The following is a 17,688-nucleotide window of genomic DNA, read 5'->3' on the forward strand; positions in this document are numbered from 1 at the left end:
CCCATCGAGGTATGAAACGATTCATTCGTGTGCTGCAACTATAAGGACGCCGCTGCCCTCAGGTCAAGCGCGCCGTCATCGGTGATTGAATCGTTATACTCCGCCGGTTCTGCGGTGTCGGATCGCTGAGCCGGTCGGCCTCGCGAGAGGTTCCGGCTCCCCGGTCAGCGCCCGTCGCCCAGAGTAGATCTGCGGGCGATGAGTTCGGGCTTGAGGAGTACCCAGCGGTGCGTGTGGCTGTCGCCGTCGGTGATCTCATCGTCCAGGAGTTCGATGGCCTTGCGGCCCATCTCGGCGCTCGGCTGACGGATGGACGACAGTGGCACGACGGCGTCCTCGCAGAATGCGACGTCGTCGTAGCCGATCAGCGCGACATCCTCGGGCACCCGCAGCGAGCGTGACATGACGAGCGCCTGGAGGGCACCGATGGCCAGCAGGTCGTTCATCGCGAAGATGGCCTCGGGCAGTGTGTCGCGCTCCGCGATCTGGATCGCTGCGTCGCGGCCGGCCAGGATGCTCATCTCTTCCGGCGCGAGGTACTCGATCTCCACCCCGGGGGTCTCGCTGGCAGCCTGCTGCGCGCCGGCGAGGCGTCGCCCCACCTGCCGGAAATGCTCCGGCCCGCCGAGGATGGTGATGCGGCGGCGGCCCAGGTCGATGAGGTGCCTGACTGCCAGGTAGCCGCCGTGGAAGTCGTCGGCCGCCACGGCGCAGAAGCCCTCGTCGCGTTCCACCGCGTCCACCAGCACGACGCGGGTGCCGCGCTGGGCGACGCTGCGCTGGACGTCGAGATCCGAGGAGACGGGCGTCACGAGGATGCCGCGGGCGCGCTGCTGCTCGAACTGCGACAGGTAGAACTGTTCCTTCGAGTGGCGACGGTGGGAGTTGGCGATGAACAGGCCGAGGCCACGTTCCTCGGCCGCATCCTCGGCCTCGAGTGCGATGGTGCCGTAGAAGGGGTTCTGGGTGTCGACGACCACCAGGCCGACGGTGCGGCTGGTGCCGGCTTTCAGTTGCCGCGCTGCGTCGTTGGGCACGTAGCCCAGTTCCTCGATGGCCTTCTCGACCTTCTCTCGGCTGCTGGGCGACACCACGTCCGGCCGGTTCATGACGTTCGAGACCGTGCCGACCGACACGCCCGCAGCGCGGGCGACGTCCTTGATGCCCACGCCGGAGCCGGTCCTCGTCATCTTGTCCACCCCTCTATGCTATCCACGCAATGAAGCGTTTCAGGCTCGCGTAGAGCCGTGTTGATCAGGATGTGCCCCATGCCCATGCGACGCCACTGTTTCCAGCTCCAGGTACGGGCTGACCGGCTCGACGAATACAAGGAGCGCCACGCGGCCGTCTGGCCGGAGATGCTCCGTGCCCTCAAGGAGTCCGGTTGGCACAACTACTCCCTGTTCCTCCGGCCGGACGGGTTGCTGATCGGCTACGTCGAATCCGAGGACCTGGGTGCGGCTCAGCGCGCCATGGCCGAGACCGAGGTCAACGGCCGGTGGCAGGCGCAGATGGCCGAGTTCTTCGTCGACCTGGACGCGGCCCCGGACGAGAGCTTCCTCGAACTCGAAGAGGTCTTCAATCTCGAGGAGCAACTGGAGCGCCTGTGATGGTCATGGGCACCCGGATCCCCTCATCCGCGGAGTGCTGTGCGACGTGGAGCGTGTGGGAGCCGGGCACCGGGATCCGGCGGCCTGCGTCGTCACTCCAGCGCGCGAGGTCGCTGGGGTACACAGTGATGCGGGCCTGCGCCGTCGACCCCGCATGTACCGGGATGCGCCGGAAGGCCACGAGTTCCCTCCCGTTCTCGCCGTCGAAGCGGGCGTAGACCTGGGCGACATGGGTGGTGTCGCGGTCGCCGAGGTTGGTCACGGTGATGTCGAGGTGCACTGAGCCGTCGGCGAGTCGACCCGAGTTGACCTGGGCCTCCGTCGTGGCATAGCCCAGGCCGAATCCGAACGGGAAGCGGGCCCCGCGGCTCTGGATGCCGGGGGAGCGGTAGCCGATACCGCCGTCCTCGTCGTAGTCCAGGGTCTCGGGCGCGTGCCCCGGCGGCGTCTGACCAGGCAGGTCCGCTCTGGTCCGGGGAAAGGTGAGGGGGAGTCTTCCGCCCGGCTCCGTCTCGCCGAAGAGCATCGCGGCCAGCGCCTCGCCATAGCGTTCTCCCGGGTACCAGACCTGGAGGATGGCGGCCACTTCGTCGGCCCAGTCGATCTCGACGGCGCCCGGAGTGTTGAGGACCACCACCGTGCGTGGGTTGGCGGCAGCCACCCGGCGCACGAGTTGATTCTGTTCGCCGGGGATGGATAGCGAGTCGCGGTCCATGCCTTCGCCCGTGGCCATGGTCACGAAGACGACGGCGACATCGGCCTCCGCCGCGATTCGGGCGGCCTCGTCCAGCCTGTCCCCGGGCTCCTGCCATCCGAGCCGCAGAGTGGGGCCGAGGCCCATGGGCGGAATGGTGATGGCGGGGCCCGGGGTGTAGTCGATCTCCAGCGCGACGGGGACGCCTGCCCGGAGCTCAACCACAGTCTGCATGGGGTAGTGCGGGCCGCTGATGAACTGCTCCACCTCGCGGCCGCCGGCCATGATCTCGACGCCGTCCAGCCGGACGTGCGCGGCCCCGCCGAGGGTGAGGCTCAACCGGTGGGAGCCTGAGGTCGACGGTGTCAGGAGGGTCCGCCAGGCGCGTGGCCATGCTCGCCCGGGATCGGCGGGATCGAGCGTGTGGTCGATCTGGGGGAGCACGTCCGTCCACGTGGCGCTGCCGTCGGTGAACTCCACCTCGACGCCGGGGCGGGACCCGTCGGGAAGGGTGAACGCGGAGGCGGGGACCGGGGGCAGGGGCACATCGCCCACGGAGCCCGTGGCCAGCGACACCCGCCCGGCACGGGAAGCGATGGCGTCGCGTGGCGAAGTGATCCGGGAACGGTTCAGCGAGACCGACGCGGCGCCGCCGACCACGTGGATGGCTCCGTCGTGGCAGGGGCCGATCAGTGCGACCGACCGGTCAGCGGCCAAGGGCAGCAGGCCATCGTTGCGCAGCAGCACGGAGCCCCCCACTGCCGCGCGGAAGGCGAGGTCACGGTGGTCCTCCGATGAGGGCTCTCCCGCCGGGGGAAGCGGATGGTCGACCAGCCCCACCCCGATCATGGCGCGAACGACGTTGGCCACGGCGCGGCTGAGTAACCCCGGGTCCGCTGCGGCGACCATCTCGGGGGTGCGGCCACCGTCGCCACCCAGGGCACCCAGATCGAGTCCCGCCTCGAGAGCCTTCTGCGGGTCCCGGACCGCGAAGATGAAGTCTGGGCAGTAGAACCCCTTCCAGCCCCACATCTCCCTCGGGAGGTCGAGCAACTCCCTCGACTCGCAGACGTATTCGCCGTCCAGACGGTTGTAGGAGCCCATCATCGACCAGGCCCCCGCCCGGACAGCGGCCTCGAACGGCCTCAGATAGACATCGTGGAGTTCCGCCCGGGAGACCTTGACGTTCACGGAGTCCCCCCGCCCCGGCTCGAGCCCGTGGCCGGTGCGGCGCTTCTCGCCGTTGTAGGCGACATAGTGCTTCACCTGTGCCACGACGTGGCGGCTCTGCACGCCCCGGACGTGGGCGGCGCCGAGGACCCCGGCGAGGTGGGGATCCTCACCGAGGGCCTCGCCGATGCGACCGCCGACGGGGTCGCGGGCCAGGTCCACCGTCGGGCCGAGGAGGACGGTGAACCCGGCGCGCCGGGCCTCTTCGCCGACCGCCGCGCCGTACTCCTCCGCCAGTTCCTCGTCGAAGCTCGCGGCGAGCGCGATGCCGGCGGGGAAGGCGGTGGCGGAGCCGACGCCGCGCAACCCTGTGCCCGCGTCGACGTAGTGGGGCTCTGGGATGCCGCGGGACGTCAGGGCAGTGAAGTCGCCGAGGGCGACCGCCTCGAAGTCGGCGGGCGCAAGATCAGCGAGCAACGCGGAGACGCGGTCCTCGAGCACGAGATCGGGGCTGAGCCACGGTGAGCCTGTCATCGTCAGTGCCCTAGCCGTGTGGCGTTGAGCTCGTCCAGCTTGGATTCAAGGGCTGTGATCACCTTCGTGGACACCAGCCGGGTGGTGCTGGCCAGGGGCTGGTTGGCCACCCAGCGGGTGCGTCGGCGGAAGTCTTTGCCGACCGCGGGGTCGACGGCGTCGAACGCCGCCACGACGGCATCATAGGCAGGGCGGTCGTCGATGACGGCGGACAGCGGTGTGTCCATGGTGACGCACTGCGCCTCGGGCGTGACCTCGGGATCCTCGATCGTCCAGGTGTGGGTGCCCGAACCCACCGTGAACGCGGCACGGCCCGGAAGTTCCACGCTGGCGCGTGAGTTCGCGGGAATGACGGCCTCGACGACAACCTTTCCCTCCTGCCGGCGCCAGCCCGCCTTGATCTCGCCATAGGGACCGTCGAAGCGGGCCGCAGCGTGGTCGAGACCGGGGATCGGCACCGGTGCCACCCTGACCGTCCGGTACGCGGGCTCGCCGGGGCTCAGCCCGGCCACCACGCGGTGCAGCCAATCGGCCACGGATCCGAGGGCGTAGTGATTGAAGGAGGTCATCTCGCCAGGGTTGATGGAGCCGTCCTCCAGCATGGAGTCCCAGCGTTCCCAGATCGTCGTGGCTCCCATGGTGACCGAGTAGAGCCACGAGGGGCACTCGGTCTGAAGGAGCATGCGGGCCGCCGCCGCGGTGTGTCCGGTGGTGGTGAGCGCGTGGGTGACGAGCGGGGTCCCCACGAAGCCGGTGCTGATCCGGTAGCCGTCGCGGCGCACGAGTTCGGCGAGCCTGCGGCCGAACCCGTCCACGAGTTCGGGGGTCGCGAGCCCGAACTCGACAGCCAGGGCGTACGCGGTCTGGGCATCCGAGACGATGCGGCCGGCTGGCGTGACGTATTCGCGCAGCCACGCGTCGCGGACGCGTCCGGCGGCGGCGCGGTAGTGCTCTGCCTCCGTCTCGAAACCGAGCTGCTCGGCGGCCCGCGCCGTCAGCGTGGAGGAGCGGAAGAGGAAAGCGCTGGCCACGAGATCGGGGTCCGTCTTGGCCTTGGCCGGATCATCGGCCGGGGCGTCCGGGTCCACCCAGTCGCCCCACTGGTACATGCCCTCCCAGAGATGGCGCTCACCGGCCAGAGCGAGGATGTGGTCGGTCCATCCCTTCATGGAGGGGTACTGGCGCTTCAACGTGGCGGTGTCGCCGAAGCGCTCGTGCAGCAGCCAGGGAAGGACGGTGGCGGCGTCGCCCCACGCGGCGGTCGGGACGCTGCCCGAATCAAGCACGTCCGGGACGGTGAAGGCGACGCTGCCGTCGGCGTGCTCCTGCTCCAGTGCGAGGTCCACGAGCCAGGAGGCCAGGAATGCGTCGGAGTCGTAGAGGAAGCTCGCGGTGGGCCCGAAGATCTGGATGTCGCCGGTCCAGCCCAACCGTTCGTCGCGCTGGGGGCAGTCCGTGGGCAGGTAGAGGAAGTTCCCGCGCATGCTCCACACCACGTTCTCGTGGAGGCGGTTGACGAGCTCGTCAGAAGACTCGAACCAGCCGGTGCGGCGCATGTCGGAACCGATCACCTCGGCCACCACGTCACTGGGGTCGAAGGCCCCCGGCCAGCCATCCACCTCGGCGTACCGGAAGCCATGGAAGGTGAACAGGGGAGCCCACCTCTCCTCGCCGTCGCCGCGGAGTGTGAAGGTGTCGGTGGCCGTGGCCACTCGCAGTGGGCGGGTGCCCAGTTCGCCGTCCTCCAGTACCTCGGCGTGCCGCAGGGTGACGGTGTCGCCCGAGGTGCCGGACACCCGGATCCGAAGCCGACCCACGAGGTTCTGCCCGAAGTCCAGCAGCGTCCGGCCCGACGGCGAGATGAGGACCTGCTGCACCGGTACCGTCTGGGTCACGCGGACCGACGGCGAGGTGCGGGGTCCGGGCACAGGTCCGGCAGGGCGGATCTTGACGGGGGCCCAGGCGGCGTCGTCGAAGTGCGCTCTGTCCCAGCCGTCCTGGAGCCGGCGCGCATCAAAGGTCTCGCCCTTGTACAGCCCGGCCCCGGTCCATGGCCCATTGCCGGTCGCTCGCCAATCGGCATCGGTGGCGACCCACTCGCGGTTGCCATCGGCGTATTCGAGGAGCAGTTGGCCCGCGACGGACGGCTGGGTGCCGTAGAACGGCCGGGCCTGCCCCTGGAAGCCGTAATGCTCGGTGTACCAGCCGCCTGCCAGGACAACCCCGATCGCGTTGGGACCCTCATTCAGTTGGTTCGTGACGTCCGTGGTCTCGTGCACCAGCCGGTACTGGTAGGGAGTCCAGCCCGGCTTCATGTGCTGGTCGTCGACCGCGGCACCGTTGACCCACGTCTGGTAGACGCCGTGTGCCGTGGCGTACCACGTGGCCCGTCTCAGGCCAGGTCGGACCTCGAATTCTCGCCTGAAGTGCGCGACCTGGGACTCGACGGTGGGGTCAGCCAGACCCACGAAATCGGCCCGCCATTCCCCGTCGCCCAGGAAGGAGGCAGTGAACGTGGCCGGATCGCTCCAGCCGGACCAACCGTCGGGGCCCTCGGTGCGGACCCGGAGCTCGCCCCGCCCCCGGGGGTGGAGATCCGCGAACGGCCAGTCCACGAAGACGGACCGGTCCCCCTCGATGGGGGCCACCTGCTCGTGGGCCCCTGCCAGCGTCAGCGCCAGTTCGGCGCGCAGTTGTCGCCAGGCCGGCTGGTCACTGCGGGAGATCCACGACACCCGCGGACGGGGCATGGGGACCGCGCCGCCGTAGAGTCCGTAGTCGAGACGGGGGGCGTCAGCCGTGTGCGACATGGTGCACCTTTCAGGCGTGTGAGTCTCAGCCCTTGACGGCGCCGGCGGTCATGCCGGCCACGATCTGGCGCTGGAAGAGGACATAGAGGATGAGCATGGGGATGGTGATCACGAGGATGTTGGTGAACAGCAGGTTGTAGCTGGTGACGAACTGGCTGCGGAAGTTGAACAGTGTGAGCTGCACTGTCGCGTTGGCATCACCCGGGAGGAAGTAGAGCGGGTTCTGGAAGTCGTTGAACACGAAGATCGACTGGACGACGATGATCGTGACGATCACGGGCTTGAGTAGCGGCAGGATGACGCTGAAGAACAGCCGCACCGGACCGGCGCCGTCCACCACGGCGGCTTCGTCGATCTCCTTGGGGATGGTGGAGACGAAGGCGCGCATCATCAGCACTGTGAAGGACAGGCCGAAGGCCACCTCGATCAGGATGAGCCCGTGCAGCGTCTTGAAGATGCCGAGGCTCTGCATCACCCAGATGGTGGGTACGACGGCAGGCGGGATGATGAGTCCGGAGAGCACCAGGCCGTTGATGAGGCCGTTCCACCTGCTGGCGCGGCGCGACAGCACGTAGGCGATCATCGAGCCGAAGAGCACCATCAGTGTGACGCTGGCCACGGTGAGGATCGCCGAGTTGATGAAGGCGATGATGAGCATGTAGTCGCGGGCCTGGAAGACCTCGACGATGTTGCTCCACAGCTGGAACTGCTCCGGCCACGAGAACTGGAGGCGTGCGGCCTCCTGGGGCGACTTCGAGGCAGTCGTGAAAACGAAGGCGAGCGGGACGAGGAACACCACGGTGGTGACGACGATGCCGACGATGCCGATGATCCACCTGGTGGATGAGCGCATGGCGTTCACAGGTCTGTCTCCTTCGAGTTCATCCAGCGGGACAGGGGATAGATGATGGCGGTGACGACGATGAAGAGGATCACGTTGCCGGCGGTGGACAGCCCGTAGAAGCCCGCCTGGTACTGCTTGTAGATGACCGACGCGATGACGTCGGAGGCGAAGCCCGGTCCGCCCTGTGTCGTCGTCCAGATGAGGTCGAACGAGCGCAGCCCACCGATGAGTGACAGCAGGATGACGGTGGACGTGGCTGGGAAGGACAGCGGCAGGATGATCCTGCGGAACACCTGCCAGGAGCTGGCGCCGTCGACGCGGGCGGCCTCGAAGTACTCGGTGGGGATTGCGGCGATACCGGCGATGTAGATCAGGGTGGCCAGGCCGAGGCCCTTCCACACGTCGATGCCGGCGACGCTGAGCAGGGCCAGATCCGGGTTGGTCAGCCAGCCGGGGCCGTCGGCACCGGTGACCCCGCTGATCACGGAGTTCAGCAGGCCGTTGAACGGGTCCAGGAGGATCTGGAAGGTGAGTCCGACGCCGACGGAGCTGAGCAGCACAGGGAAGAACGTCACGGAGCGTAGATAGCCGCGGGCGATGATGGGGGCCGACAACAACACGGCCAGCCCCATGCCGAGCACGACCTTGGCGACTGAAGTGACGAAACCGTAGATGAGGGTGTTCCAGAGCGAGCCGATGAGGCCCGGCTCCTGGAAGAACATCACGAAGTTCTCGAACCCCACGAAGAAGGAGTCGAACAGCGTCCACCGCGTGAACGCGAAGTAGAACGACACGACCGTGGGAATGATGAACAGCACGAAAAAGATGAGGCCGCCGGGCAGGTAGAACCACATGGGATACGTCTTGTCCATGTGTCGCACTCGACGACCCGGTCGCGAGGCTGTTGTTTCGTCGGGGATCGGAGGCACGGTTGGCGCGCTGGTGGTGGAAGTCATCGGGGATTCCTTGGGAGAGATCGAGGTGGGGCGCCGCTGCGCCGTGAAGGGTGGTGGGGGCCTGAGCCCCCACCACGCCTCAGGTCACCAGCCTTCGAGGCCGAGCTGCTGGGCCTGCTTCTTCACGTCCTCGTCGTAGCGGGCTGCGCCCTCTTCGGCGGTGGCGATACCGGAGCCCACCTCAACGGTGATCTTCTCCAGGTTCGGACCCTTGATGGGCGACAGGAACTCCAGTGCCGGGCTGGTGTTGCCCTCGTCGAAGTAGGACTGGAGGTCCTGGACGGCGGCCGGGAGCCCGTCGGGGAGTTCGCTGCCCTTGACCATGTACGGGCCGGTCGGGTCGACGGCGGCGCTCTGCGCCTCGGAGGCCTCAGGGGTGGCCACGTAGGCGAGGAACTTCTTGGCTGCCTCGAGCTTCTCGCCCTCGGTGGTGGTGGGGATGACCAGCGCGGCCGGGGTCCAGACGGTCAGGCCGTAGTTCTCCTCGTCGTCGCCGGGCTGGGCGAAGAAGCCGATGTTGTCGGCGGCATCTTCGGCCAGTTCCACGTAGCCGGGCACGGCGAACGTGAGCATCGGGTAGTGGGCGCCCTTGCCGTCCACGAGGTACTGCAGGGCCTGGGGCATCTGGATGGAAGCGAAGTCCTTGTTGAAGTAGCCGGCCTCGAAGACCTCCTGGAGGCGCTGGAAGCTCTTCAGGGCGGGCTCCTGCGTGTACTTGGCTTCATTGGCCGTGTACTTCTCGGCCCAGTCGGGCTGCTCGGCGCTCACGTTGTGGAAATCAGCGAGGACGAAGAGCTGGGAGGTCCAGGTTTCGCCGTAGGACTGGAGGACCGGATCGATGCCGGCTTCCTTGATCGCGGCGTTGTTGGCCATGAAATCGTCCCAGGTCTTCGGGATCTCGAGGCCGAGGTCGGCGTAGACCTTCTTGTTGTAGAGGATGCCGCCGGCCATGGCCTGGCCGAAGGGGACACCGTAGGTCTCGTCGTCGAACGTCACGGCCGTTTTGAACGTTTCATCAACGTTGTCCAAGAAGGACTCACCGGTCAGCGGCACCATGTTGCTCGCCGGGTCCAGGGCGGCCAGGAGCGAGCCCGAGTTGTATTGGAAGATGTCGGTCATCTCGCCGGTGGCGAGGCGGGTCTTCACCAGGTTGTCGGCCTCCGCGCCCTCGGGGCGGGTCTCGACGGTCACGACGACTTCGTCCTGTGACTCATTGAAGGCGTCCGCCATGGCCTGGCCGGTTGCGGTGGTGTGCTCGGAGTTGTCGATCAGCATGGTGATCTCGACTGCCTCGGCGCCCGCCTCTGTGGACGTGGTGGGGTCGCTGCTGCCGAGCGAGCCGGCAGAGCAGGCGGTCAGGGACAGGGCGCCGACGATGCCGGCGACGAGGGCCTTGTGGCCTTTCAGGGATGAGGACACTTCGTTGTTCCTTCCGGTCGCGGTCCCCCGGGGCGGGGGACCTCATGGTGGGGTGGTCAGGGGCTGACGGGTGCCGTGGAGGATCCGCGGGTCCGCAGTTCGGGGATGATGACTTCGTGCCTGGCGTCGGTGCGGCCCTCGAGCCGCTCGAGGATCAGGCGCATGGCGAGCGCGCCGATGTCGGCGCCCGCCTGGTAGACGCTGGTCAGGGAGATGAGCGGGTGGGCGGCGATCCGGGTGTCGTCGTAGCCGACGACGGAGAGATCCGCCGGGCCCAGCCCCCGTTCGGCGGCGGCGCTCAGTACGCCCATCGCCAACTCGTCGTGGCCGGCGGAGATGGCGGTGGGGCGTGGCCGGTCGTCGAGCAGTTCCAGGGTGCGGTCGTGTGCCGCCCCTTCGGTGGGTGCGATGTGGATGACGCGGGCGTGCTCGGCGAGCCCGGCCCCGGTCATCCACTCGCGGTAGGTCGCGGCCCGGATCGCGTGCGGCGCGTGGAGCATGTGCTTCTCGGCGGCCGGTTCGATCGTCAGGTGCGCGATGTCGCGGTGCCCGAGCGCGTGGAGGTGTTCCATGACCAGCCGGGTGCCCAGCACGTCGTCGTCGACGATCGTGTCGTAGTTCACCGACTCGTCGTGCCGGCCCAGGAGGATCAGCGGGATGTGGCTCCCGAGGTTCTCGAGCCATTCGGGGTCAACAGCGGGGGAGACCGCTAGGATGCCGTCGACCTGTCGGTCGGCCAGTACCTGGATGGCCTCCGGCCCGAAGCTGTAATCCGGGCCGGCGGGGGCGATGACGATCTTGTAGGGCGTGCCCGAGAGCGCCGAGCTGGCGCCCTCGATCACGTCGTCGAGGAAGGCGTTGACCGTGGTGGGCACCTCGATGCCGATGGTGTAGCTGCGCCCGCGCATGGCCCGCGCGGTGACGCTCGGGCGGTAGCCCAACTCGTCGATGGCGGCCTGGACCTTGGTGCGCATCCCGTCGCTGACGCCATAGGCCTCGCGGATGACCTTGGACACGGCGGCGCGGGAAACGCCGGCGTGTTTCGCAACGTCTGCGATGGTCACTGAGTTGAGAGCCACTGTGTCCCTGCCTCTTCGTCGAGTTCGTGGATCGGTCTACTAAGAACTGTAGACCGATCCACGAACGCTGTCCACCGCTCTCGTAGACTTTCTTTATAACGATTCAGAAACGGTCAGCGCAGAGTCAGCGACGCTGCCGCCGACACCGAGTCCGAAGCCCCACCGACGACGAACGAAACCGTGCCCTTCGGCGTGACCCACCCGCCTGTGGCGGTGTCCCACACATCGAGCAGGTGGCGCTCGCGCAGTTGCTCGGGTGTGAGCTCCACGGTCACGTTGCGGTGCTCGCCGGGCTGCAGGGTGACCCGCTCCCAGCCCACCAGCCGCTTGGACGGTAGGTCGGCCGCCGAAGGCAGTTCGACGTAGACCTGAGCCACCTCGGTTCCCGCCACGTCGCCGGTGTTGGTCAACCGGAAGCTCACACGGAGGGCCTTGGAGCCATCGCTGTTCTTCGGTGTCACGTTCACCTTCGAGTACTCGAACGACGTGTAGGAGAGGCCGTGCCCGAATGCGAAGAGCGGATCGATGCCCTCGGATTCATACCAGCGGTAGCCCACTTTGAGCCCCTCGGTGTAGTTGACCTGTCGGATCTCGCCGGTCACGGTGCGCTCCGTCGTTCCGTCGGCGAAGATGCCGGGGTACTGCTCGGGCGTCGAGGTGGGGATGTCGGCCAGCGACCTGGGGAAGCTCATCGGGAGCTTGCCTGAGGGGTTCACGTCGCCGAACAGGATGCCGGCCAGAGCGGGCCCGAACTGCTCGCCGCCGTACCAGGCCTGCAGCACCGCGTCGACGTCCTCGAGCCACGGCATGACCACTGCGGTTCCCGAGTTCAGCACCACGACCGTGCGGTCGGCTGCGCCGGCCACCGCCTGGATGAGGGCGTCGCCGCCATGGTCCAGGTTGAGGTCGGTGATGTCGGCGAACTCGCCCATGCCGAGGTGCCCGAAGACGACGGCGACGTCGGCTGAGGCTGCTGCTTCGGCCGCCTGGGTGAGGTCGGCACCGTTGTCGAACACGACAGTGCCGCCGTCGGCGGTCACGCGCTCGGTGATCGCGGTCAGTGGGTCGACGAGTGCGTCACAGTTCAGCACCGCGTTGCCGCGGAAGCCGTTGGCCGCGCAGGCGGTCTTGGCGCTGACTGTGCCGGTGGCGGTCATCGACGCCGTGGGGCCGATGATGGCGACGGTCGGCGCACCATCGAGGGGCAGCGTGGCGCCCTGATTCCTGAGCAGCACCGTGCTCTGCTCGGCCAGTTCCCGTGCCACGGCCTTGTGCTCGGCCGTGGAGACGCCTGTGATGGGCGGCTGGGGTACGGGGTTGTCGAACAGGCCGACGTTGAGGTAGGCCCGCACCACCCGGAAGGCGGCCGCGTCGATGGCCTCCTGGTCGATGTCACCGGCAGCCAGCGCCGCGTCGAGGCGTTCTGGGGTGAACCAGATCGGGCGGTTGAGTTCCTGGTCCAGGCCGGCGTTGAGCGCGTCAGCGGTGGAGTGGACGGCGCCGAAGTCGCTCATGACGTAGCCCTTGAACCCGATGCGGTCCTTGAGATCCTCGTTCATGATCGGGTGTTCGCAGGCCCAGACGCCGTTGATCTGGTTGTACGAGCACATCGCGCTGTCGGGGTCGCTCTCGCGCACCGCGATCTCGTTAATCGGTTCACAACAAGCGCAGGATGGCGGATTTCTTGAGGTCTCCAAGCGTGGGGTAAGCTTGCCGGGTTGCCTGGCGAGGGACTCACACGGGTCCGTCATCGACTAGCTCGCTTCTCGCTCGGCGCCTGCATGCGCACCATTCATCTGAGAGCTTGAGGAGTTCACCCCATGGCTGCTGACGCCCAACTGTCCGCCACCACCCGCACCGAGTTCGGCAAGGGCGCTGCCCGTCGGCTCCGCCGCGAGGGTGGCACCCCCGCCGTCCTCTACGGCCACGGCATGGATCCCGTCCACCTGGCGCTGCCCGCGCAGGAGACCTACCTCGCGCTGCGTACCTCCAACGCACTGCTCGAGATCTCGATCGACGGCGACAAGAAGCCCTCGCTCGCGCTCGTCAAGCAGATCCAGCGCGACCCGATCCGTCCCCTGATCGACCACATCGACCTCCTGCTGGTGAAGGCCGGCGAGAAGGTCGAGGTCGAGGTGCTGCTGGTCCTCGTCGGCGACGCCGAGCGCGGCACGCTGATCAACCAGGACCTCACCACGCTGACCGTCCTCGCGCCGGCCACCGACATCCCCACGGAGCTCCACGTGTCACTCGACGGCCTCGTCATCGGCGACCAGATCCTGGTCTCCGACGTCAAGCTGCCTGAGGGCGTCGAGGCGACGGGAGACCCCGATGCGCTCGTCCTGTCCGTCAACGCGCCCACCGTCGAGTCCGAGTCTGAAGAGACCGCCGGCGAAGAGGCCGCTGAGGGCGACGACTCCGCGGAGTGACCAGTTCCACCTATCTCGTGGTCGGGCTCGGGAACCCGGGCCCGGCCTACGAGATCACCCGGCACAACGTCGGGTTCTGGGCCGTAGCGGATCTCGCAGACCGCTACGGCTCCTCCTTTTCGTCGAACTCGCGCCAGAAGGCCGAGATCGCGACCGTGACCCTGCGCGGTCAGGAACCGGTGAAGCTGGTCCTGGTCCGTCCCACCACGTTCATGAACCTGTCCGGCGTGGCCGTCAGGTCCATCGCCACGTTCCACAAGATCGAGCCGGGTCACATCATCGCGATCCACGACGAGCTCGACCTGGACGCTGGTCGTCTGCGCGTGAAGCTGGGCGGCGGCGACAACGGCCACAACGGCCTCAAGTCGATGCGTCAGCACCTCGGCACCGGCGACTTCTACCGGGTGCGGGTGGGGATCGGGCGTCCGCCCGGCCGCCAGTCCGCCGCGGATTACGTGCTGGCCAAGCTGAAGCCGAAGGAACTCGACGAGATGCGGGTCGATGCGGCGGTGGCCGCCGACGTCGTGGAGTCGCTCGTGCGCGAGGGCCTCGTCGTCACCCAGAACAAGTTCAACTCGTAACGCAGGCCTACCGTCGTCGGCCGGGGCCGGGTGGCGTGGAAGGATTGACACCGTGAAGTATCCAGGCCTCCTCCAGGCTCTCGAGGCATCCGAGGGATTCCAGTACACGCTCGCCGACGCCCGACGCTCCGGAGTGACCACGCTCGACGTCACCACCGTCGGATCGTTCTTCCCGTTCCTGACCTCCGCCATCGCGGAGGAGAGCGGCCGCACGGTGCTGCTCATCACGTCCACCTATCGCGAGGCGGAGCAGCTCACCAGCGAGCTCGCAGGCCACCTGGGTGAGGACGCCGTCGAGTACTACCCGGCCTGGGAGACGCTGCCGCACGAGCGGCTGTCGCCCCGCGCCGACACCGTCGGCCGTCGTCTCGCCGTACTCCGTCGCCTGGCCGGTCACGCCGAGGAACCCACGCCCAAGGTGGTCGTGGCCCCCGTCCGTTCCGTCCTGCAGCCGCAGGTCAAGGGCCTGGCGGACATGGCGCCGGTGCGGATCGCGGTGGGGGAGACCTACGAACTGGGCACGCTGCTGGCGGACCTCGCCGGCGCGGCCTACAACCGCGTGGACATGGTGGAGCGACGCGGCGAGTTCGCCGTGCGCGGCGGCATCGTCGACATCTTCCCGCCCACCGCGGACCACCCGGTGCGCGTCGACTTCTTCGGCGACGAGGTCGACGAGATCCGCTTCTTCACCGTCGCGGACCAGCGCTCCACCGGAGACACCGCCACGGTCGTCGTCGCCCCACCCTGCCGCGAACTGCTCCTGACGACGGCGGTGCGCAAACGGGCGAAGAGTCTTGCCGCCGCCCACCCCGAACTGGCCGACATGCTCACCCGCGTCGGCGAAGGCCAGGCGGTGGAGGGCATGGAGGCGCTCATCCCGGTGCTCGTCGAAGGCCTGGAACTGCTCGTCGACGTGCTGCCGAAGGGTTCGCTGATCCTCGCCGCCTCGCCGGAGCTGATCCGCACCCGCGCCGCCGAGCTCGTGGCCACCAGCCAGGAATTCCTCGAAGCCTCCTGGGCGGCCGCCGCCGGCGGTGGCAGCTCGCCCATCGACCTCGGCGCCTCGGCCTACTGGGCCCTGGGCGACGTCCGCCAGCATGCGCTGGAATCCGGCCACCGCTGGTGGTCGCTGTCTCCCTTCATGGCCGCCCCCGGCGTCGACGAGGACGGCCCCGCCGTCCCCGAAGCCGCCTCGGTGCACTCCCGTTCGCTCGACATCACCGCCGGCGAGGGCTTCCGCGGCGACACCGACGCCGCCGTCGCCCACATCAGGACGCGCCTGGCCGACGGCTGGAAGGTCGTGCTCACAGTGGAGGGCCAGGGTCTGGCCACCCGCCTCGTGGAGCTGCTCGGCGAGGCGGGGATCGCCGCCTCGATCGACAGCCTGGCTGAGGCTCCGGCGGCCGGCCGGGTCACCGTCGTGCTCTCGCCGCAGCGTCATGGCTGGCGCGCCGAAGGGCCGAAGCTGGAGGTCATCACCGCCGGCGAACTGACCGGTCAGGTCGAGCTGGACAGGACCCAACGCAAGCTGCCCCAGCGCCGCAAGCCCACCATCCAGCCGCTCGAACTCAAGGCCGGCGACCCCGTCGTGCACGAGCAGCACGGCGTCGGCCGGTTCGTCGAGCTGGTGCAGCGCACAGTGCAGGGCAACACCCGCGACTACCTCGTCATCGAATACGCCGCCAGCAAGCGCGGCCATCCCGGAGACCGGTTGTTCGTGCCGATGGACCAGCTCGACCAGCTGAGCCGCTACGTCGGCGCTGAGGCCCCCACGCTCGACAAGATGGGCGGGGCCGATTGGACCAAGCGCAAGGCCAAGGCCCGCAAGGCGGTGCGGGAAATCTCCGCCGAGCTCATCAAGCTCTACGCCGCCCGCCAGGCCACCAAGGGCCACGCGTTCGGTCCCGACACCGTCTGGCAGCGCGAGTTGGAGGATGCCTTCAGCTACGTCGAGACCCACGACCAGCTCTCCGCCATCACCGAGGTGAAGCACGACATGGAGCAGCTCGTGCCCATGGACCGCCTCATCTGCGGCGACGTCGGCTTCGGCAAGACGGAGATCGCCGTGCGTGCCGCGTTCAAGGCCGTCCAGGACGGCAAGCAGGTGGCGGTGCTGGTGCCCACCACGCTGCTCGTGACCCAGCACTACCAGACGTTCGCGTCGCGCTTCGCGGGCTTTCCTGTGCAGCTGGCACAGTTGTCGCGTTTCCAGACCGACGCTGAGGCCAAGAAGGTCGTCGACGGCCTTGCCTCCGGCCGCATCGACGTGGTGATCGGCACGCACCGGCTCCTCAGCAAGGAGATCGAGTTCAAGGACCTCGGCCTGGTGGTGATCGACGAGGAGCAGCGCTTCGGCGTTGAACACAAGGAACGTCTGAAGTCCATGCGGGTCAACGTCGACGTGTTGTCCATGTCGGCCACGCCCATCCCGCGCACGCTCGAGATCGCCATCACCGGCATCCGCGAGATGAGCGTCATCGCCACCCCGCCGGAGGAGCGCCACCCGGTGCTCACGTTCGCCGGCCCCTACGACGACGGGCAGGTCAAGGCTGCCATCCGCCGCGAGCTGGCCCGCGAGGGTCAGGTGTTCTTCGTGCACAACCGCGTCGGCACCATCGAGAAGACCGCTGCGCATCTGCGGGAGCTGGTGCCCGAGGCGCGGATCGCGACGGCGCACGGTCAGATGAACGAGCACCGGCTCGAAGCGGTGATGCAGGACTTCTGGGAGCGGCGCGCGGATGTGCTGGTCTGCACCACCATCGTCGAATCTGGCCTGAACATCCAGAGCGCCAACACCCTCATCATCGACAGCGCCGACAAGATGGGCCTGTCGCAGTTGCACCAGCTGCGAGGACGCGTCGGCCGGTCCCGGGAACGCGGGTACGCCTACTTCCTCTACCCGGCGGACAAGACGCTCACGGAGGCCTCCCACGAACGGCTCGCCACCATGGCCGCCAACACCGAGTTGGGCTCCGGCATGGCCATCGCCATGCGCGACCTCGAACTCCGCGGCGCCGGCAACCTCCTGGGCGAGGACCAGTCCGGCCACATCGAAGGCGTCGGGTTCGACATGTACCTGCGCATGGTCGGCGAGGCCGTGGCCAACTGGCGCGGCGTCGACACGGAGCCGGAGCCGACGATGCGGGTGGAGATCCCCGTCGACGCGCACCTCCCGGACGACTACATCACCTCGGAGCGGCTGCGGCTGGAGATGTACAAGCAGATCGCCGAGATCCGCACGGCGGCAGACATCGACGCCGTGCGCGCCGAACTGCTCGACCGCTACGGCGAGTTGCCTGCCCCCGTCGAGCAGTTGCTCGGGGTGGCGGCGCTGCGCAACCTCGCTCGGGAGCACGGGATCCAGGAGATCGTGCCGCAGGGCAAGGTGATCCGGCTGTCGCCGTTGTCGCTGCCCGAATCGAAGCAGCTGCGACTCAACCGCCTGTACCCGGGCTCGGTGATCAAGCAGTCCAACGAGCAGATCCTCGTGCCGAAACCGGAGGGCGACCACCTCACCTGGGTCACCACGTTGTTGACCCAACTGTTCGCCTGAGCCCCGGGG

Annotated in this window: 12 protein-coding genes; 4 read left to right on the forward strand and 8 right to left on the reverse strand. The window is 68.1% G+C overall.

Annotation, left to right across the window (positions count from 1 at the left end):
• Window positions 1–164 precede the first annotated feature (164 nt).
• Window positions 165–1,190 (reverse strand): LacI family DNA-binding transcriptional regulator, encoded by a 1,026-nt coding sequence (locus ACZK4S_RS04200; RefSeq protein ID WP_076060204.1) that lies wholly within the window; start codon window positions 1,188–1,190, stop codon window positions 165–167.
• Between the two features lie 78 nt (window positions 1,191–1,268).
• On the opposite strand from ACZK4S_RS04200, the gene ACZK4S_RS04205 reads away from it, so the two are divergent.
• On the forward strand, window positions 1,269–1,610 hold the full coding sequence (locus ACZK4S_RS04205; RefSeq protein ID WP_233120706.1) for an L-rhamnose mutarotase: 342 nt from the start codon (window positions 1,269–1,271) through the stop codon (window positions 1,608–1,610).
• Here the strand turns inward: ACZK4S_RS04205 and ACZK4S_RS04210 are convergent.
• The 7 genes from ACZK4S_RS04210 to ACZK4S_RS04240 all read right to left on the reverse strand — a co-directional run bounded on the left by ACZK4S_RS04210 (window position 1,579) and on the right by ACZK4S_RS04240 (window position 12,753).
• Window positions 1,579–4,008, reverse strand: coding sequence for a beta-glucosidase family protein (locus ACZK4S_RS04210; RefSeq protein ID WP_463643467.1), 2,430 nt, complete (start codon window positions 4,006–4,008; stop codon window positions 1,579–1,581). The two genes, ACZK4S_RS04205 and ACZK4S_RS04210, sit on opposite strands and share 32 nt — an antisense overlap.
• A 2-nt stretch (window positions 4,009–4,010) precedes the next feature.
• Window positions 4,011–6,818 (reverse strand): family 78 glycoside hydrolase catalytic domain, encoded by a 2,808-nt coding sequence (locus ACZK4S_RS04215; RefSeq protein ID WP_463643468.1) that lies wholly within the window; start codon window positions 6,816–6,818, stop codon window positions 4,011–4,013.
• Window positions 6,819–6,843: 25 nt separating this feature from the next.
• A complete protein-coding gene (locus ACZK4S_RS04220) occupies window positions 6,844–7,671 on the reverse strand; it encodes a carbohydrate ABC transporter permease (protein WP_076060199.1) in 828 nt (275 codons plus the stop codon).
• Between the two features lie 5 nt (window positions 7,672–7,676).
• On the reverse strand, window positions 7,677–8,534 hold the full coding sequence (locus ACZK4S_RS04225) for a carbohydrate ABC transporter permease (protein WP_198928206.1): 858 nt from the start codon (window positions 8,532–8,534) through the stop codon (window positions 7,677–7,679).
• 168 nt (window positions 8,535–8,702) lie between these two features.
• Window positions 8,703–10,037, reverse strand: coding sequence for an ABC transporter substrate-binding protein (locus tag ACZK4S_RS04230; protein ID WP_463643469.1), 1,335 nt, complete (start codon window positions 10,035–10,037; stop codon window positions 8,703–8,705).
• A gap of 56 nt (window positions 10,038–10,093) precedes the next feature.
• Complete coding sequence (locus ACZK4S_RS04235) at window positions 10,094–11,116, reverse strand: LacI family DNA-binding transcriptional regulator (protein WP_463643470.1); 1,023 nt, start codon at window positions 11,114–11,116, stop codon at window positions 10,094–10,096.
• A 113-nt stretch (window positions 11,117–11,229) separates the two neighbouring features.
• Window positions 11,230–12,753 (reverse strand): glycoside hydrolase family 3 C-terminal domain-containing protein, encoded by a 1,524-nt coding sequence (locus tag ACZK4S_RS04240; RefSeq protein WP_198928205.1) that lies wholly within the window; start codon window positions 12,751–12,753, stop codon window positions 11,230–11,232.
• Window positions 12,754–12,936: 183 nt separating this feature from the next.
• Between ACZK4S_RS04240 and ACZK4S_RS04245 the strand changes: the two genes are divergently transcribed.
• From ACZK4S_RS04245 to mfd, 3 genes are read left to right on the forward strand one after another with little or no spacing between them, the layout of a single operon-like run.
• Window positions 12,937–13,545, forward strand: a complete 609-nt coding sequence (locus tag ACZK4S_RS04245) for a 50S ribosomal protein L25/general stress protein Ctc (RefSeq protein ID WP_076059989.1) — start codon at window positions 12,937–12,939, stop codon at window positions 13,543–13,545.
• A complete protein-coding gene (gene pth, locus ACZK4S_RS04250) occupies window positions 13,542–14,126 on the forward strand; it encodes an aminoacyl-tRNA hydrolase (protein ID WP_463643471.1) in 585 nt (194 codons plus the stop codon). The genes ACZK4S_RS04245 and pth overlap by 4 nt, the downstream gene beginning before the upstream one ends.
• Before the next feature lie 52 nt (window positions 14,127–14,178).
• Entirely contained in the window at window positions 14,179–17,679 is a 3,501-nt protein-coding gene (mfd, locus tag ACZK4S_RS04255) for a transcription-repair coupling factor (protein WP_463643472.1), read from the forward strand.
• Window positions 17,680–17,688 lie beyond the last annotated feature (9 nt).

The organism is Tessaracoccus zhenghani, from assembly GCF_055326325.1.

What these genes read in the sequence shown, in the direction of transcription:
- ACZK4S_RS04200 (WP_076060204.1), bottom strand. Translation starts at nt 1,190, where the DNA reads ATGACGAGGACCGGCTCCGGCGTGGGCATCAAGGACGTCGCCCGCGCT.
- ACZK4S_RS04205 (WP_233120706.1), top strand. Translation starts at nt 1,269, where the DNA reads ATGCCCATGCGACGCCACTGTTTCCAGCTCCAGGTACGGGCTGACCGG.
- ACZK4S_RS04210 (WP_463643467.1), bottom strand. Translation starts at nt 4,008, where the DNA reads ATGACAGGCTCACCGTGGCTCAGCCCCGATCTCGTGCTCGAGGACCGC.
- ACZK4S_RS04215 (WP_463643468.1), bottom strand. Translation starts at nt 6,818, where the DNA reads ATGTCGCACACGGCTGACGCCCCCCGTCTCGACTACGGACTCTACGGC.
- ACZK4S_RS04220 (WP_076060199.1), bottom strand. Translation starts at nt 7,671, where the DNA reads ATGCGCTCATCCACCAGGTGGATCATCGGCATCGTCGGCATCGTCGTC.
- ACZK4S_RS04225 (WP_198928206.1), bottom strand. Translation starts at nt 8,534, where the DNA reads ATGGACAAGACGTATCCCATGTGGTTCTACCTGCCCGGCGGCCTCATC.
- ACZK4S_RS04245 (WP_076059989.1), top strand. Translation starts at nt 12,937, where the DNA reads ATGGCTGCTGACGCCCAACTGTCCGCCACCACCCGCACCGAGTTCGGC.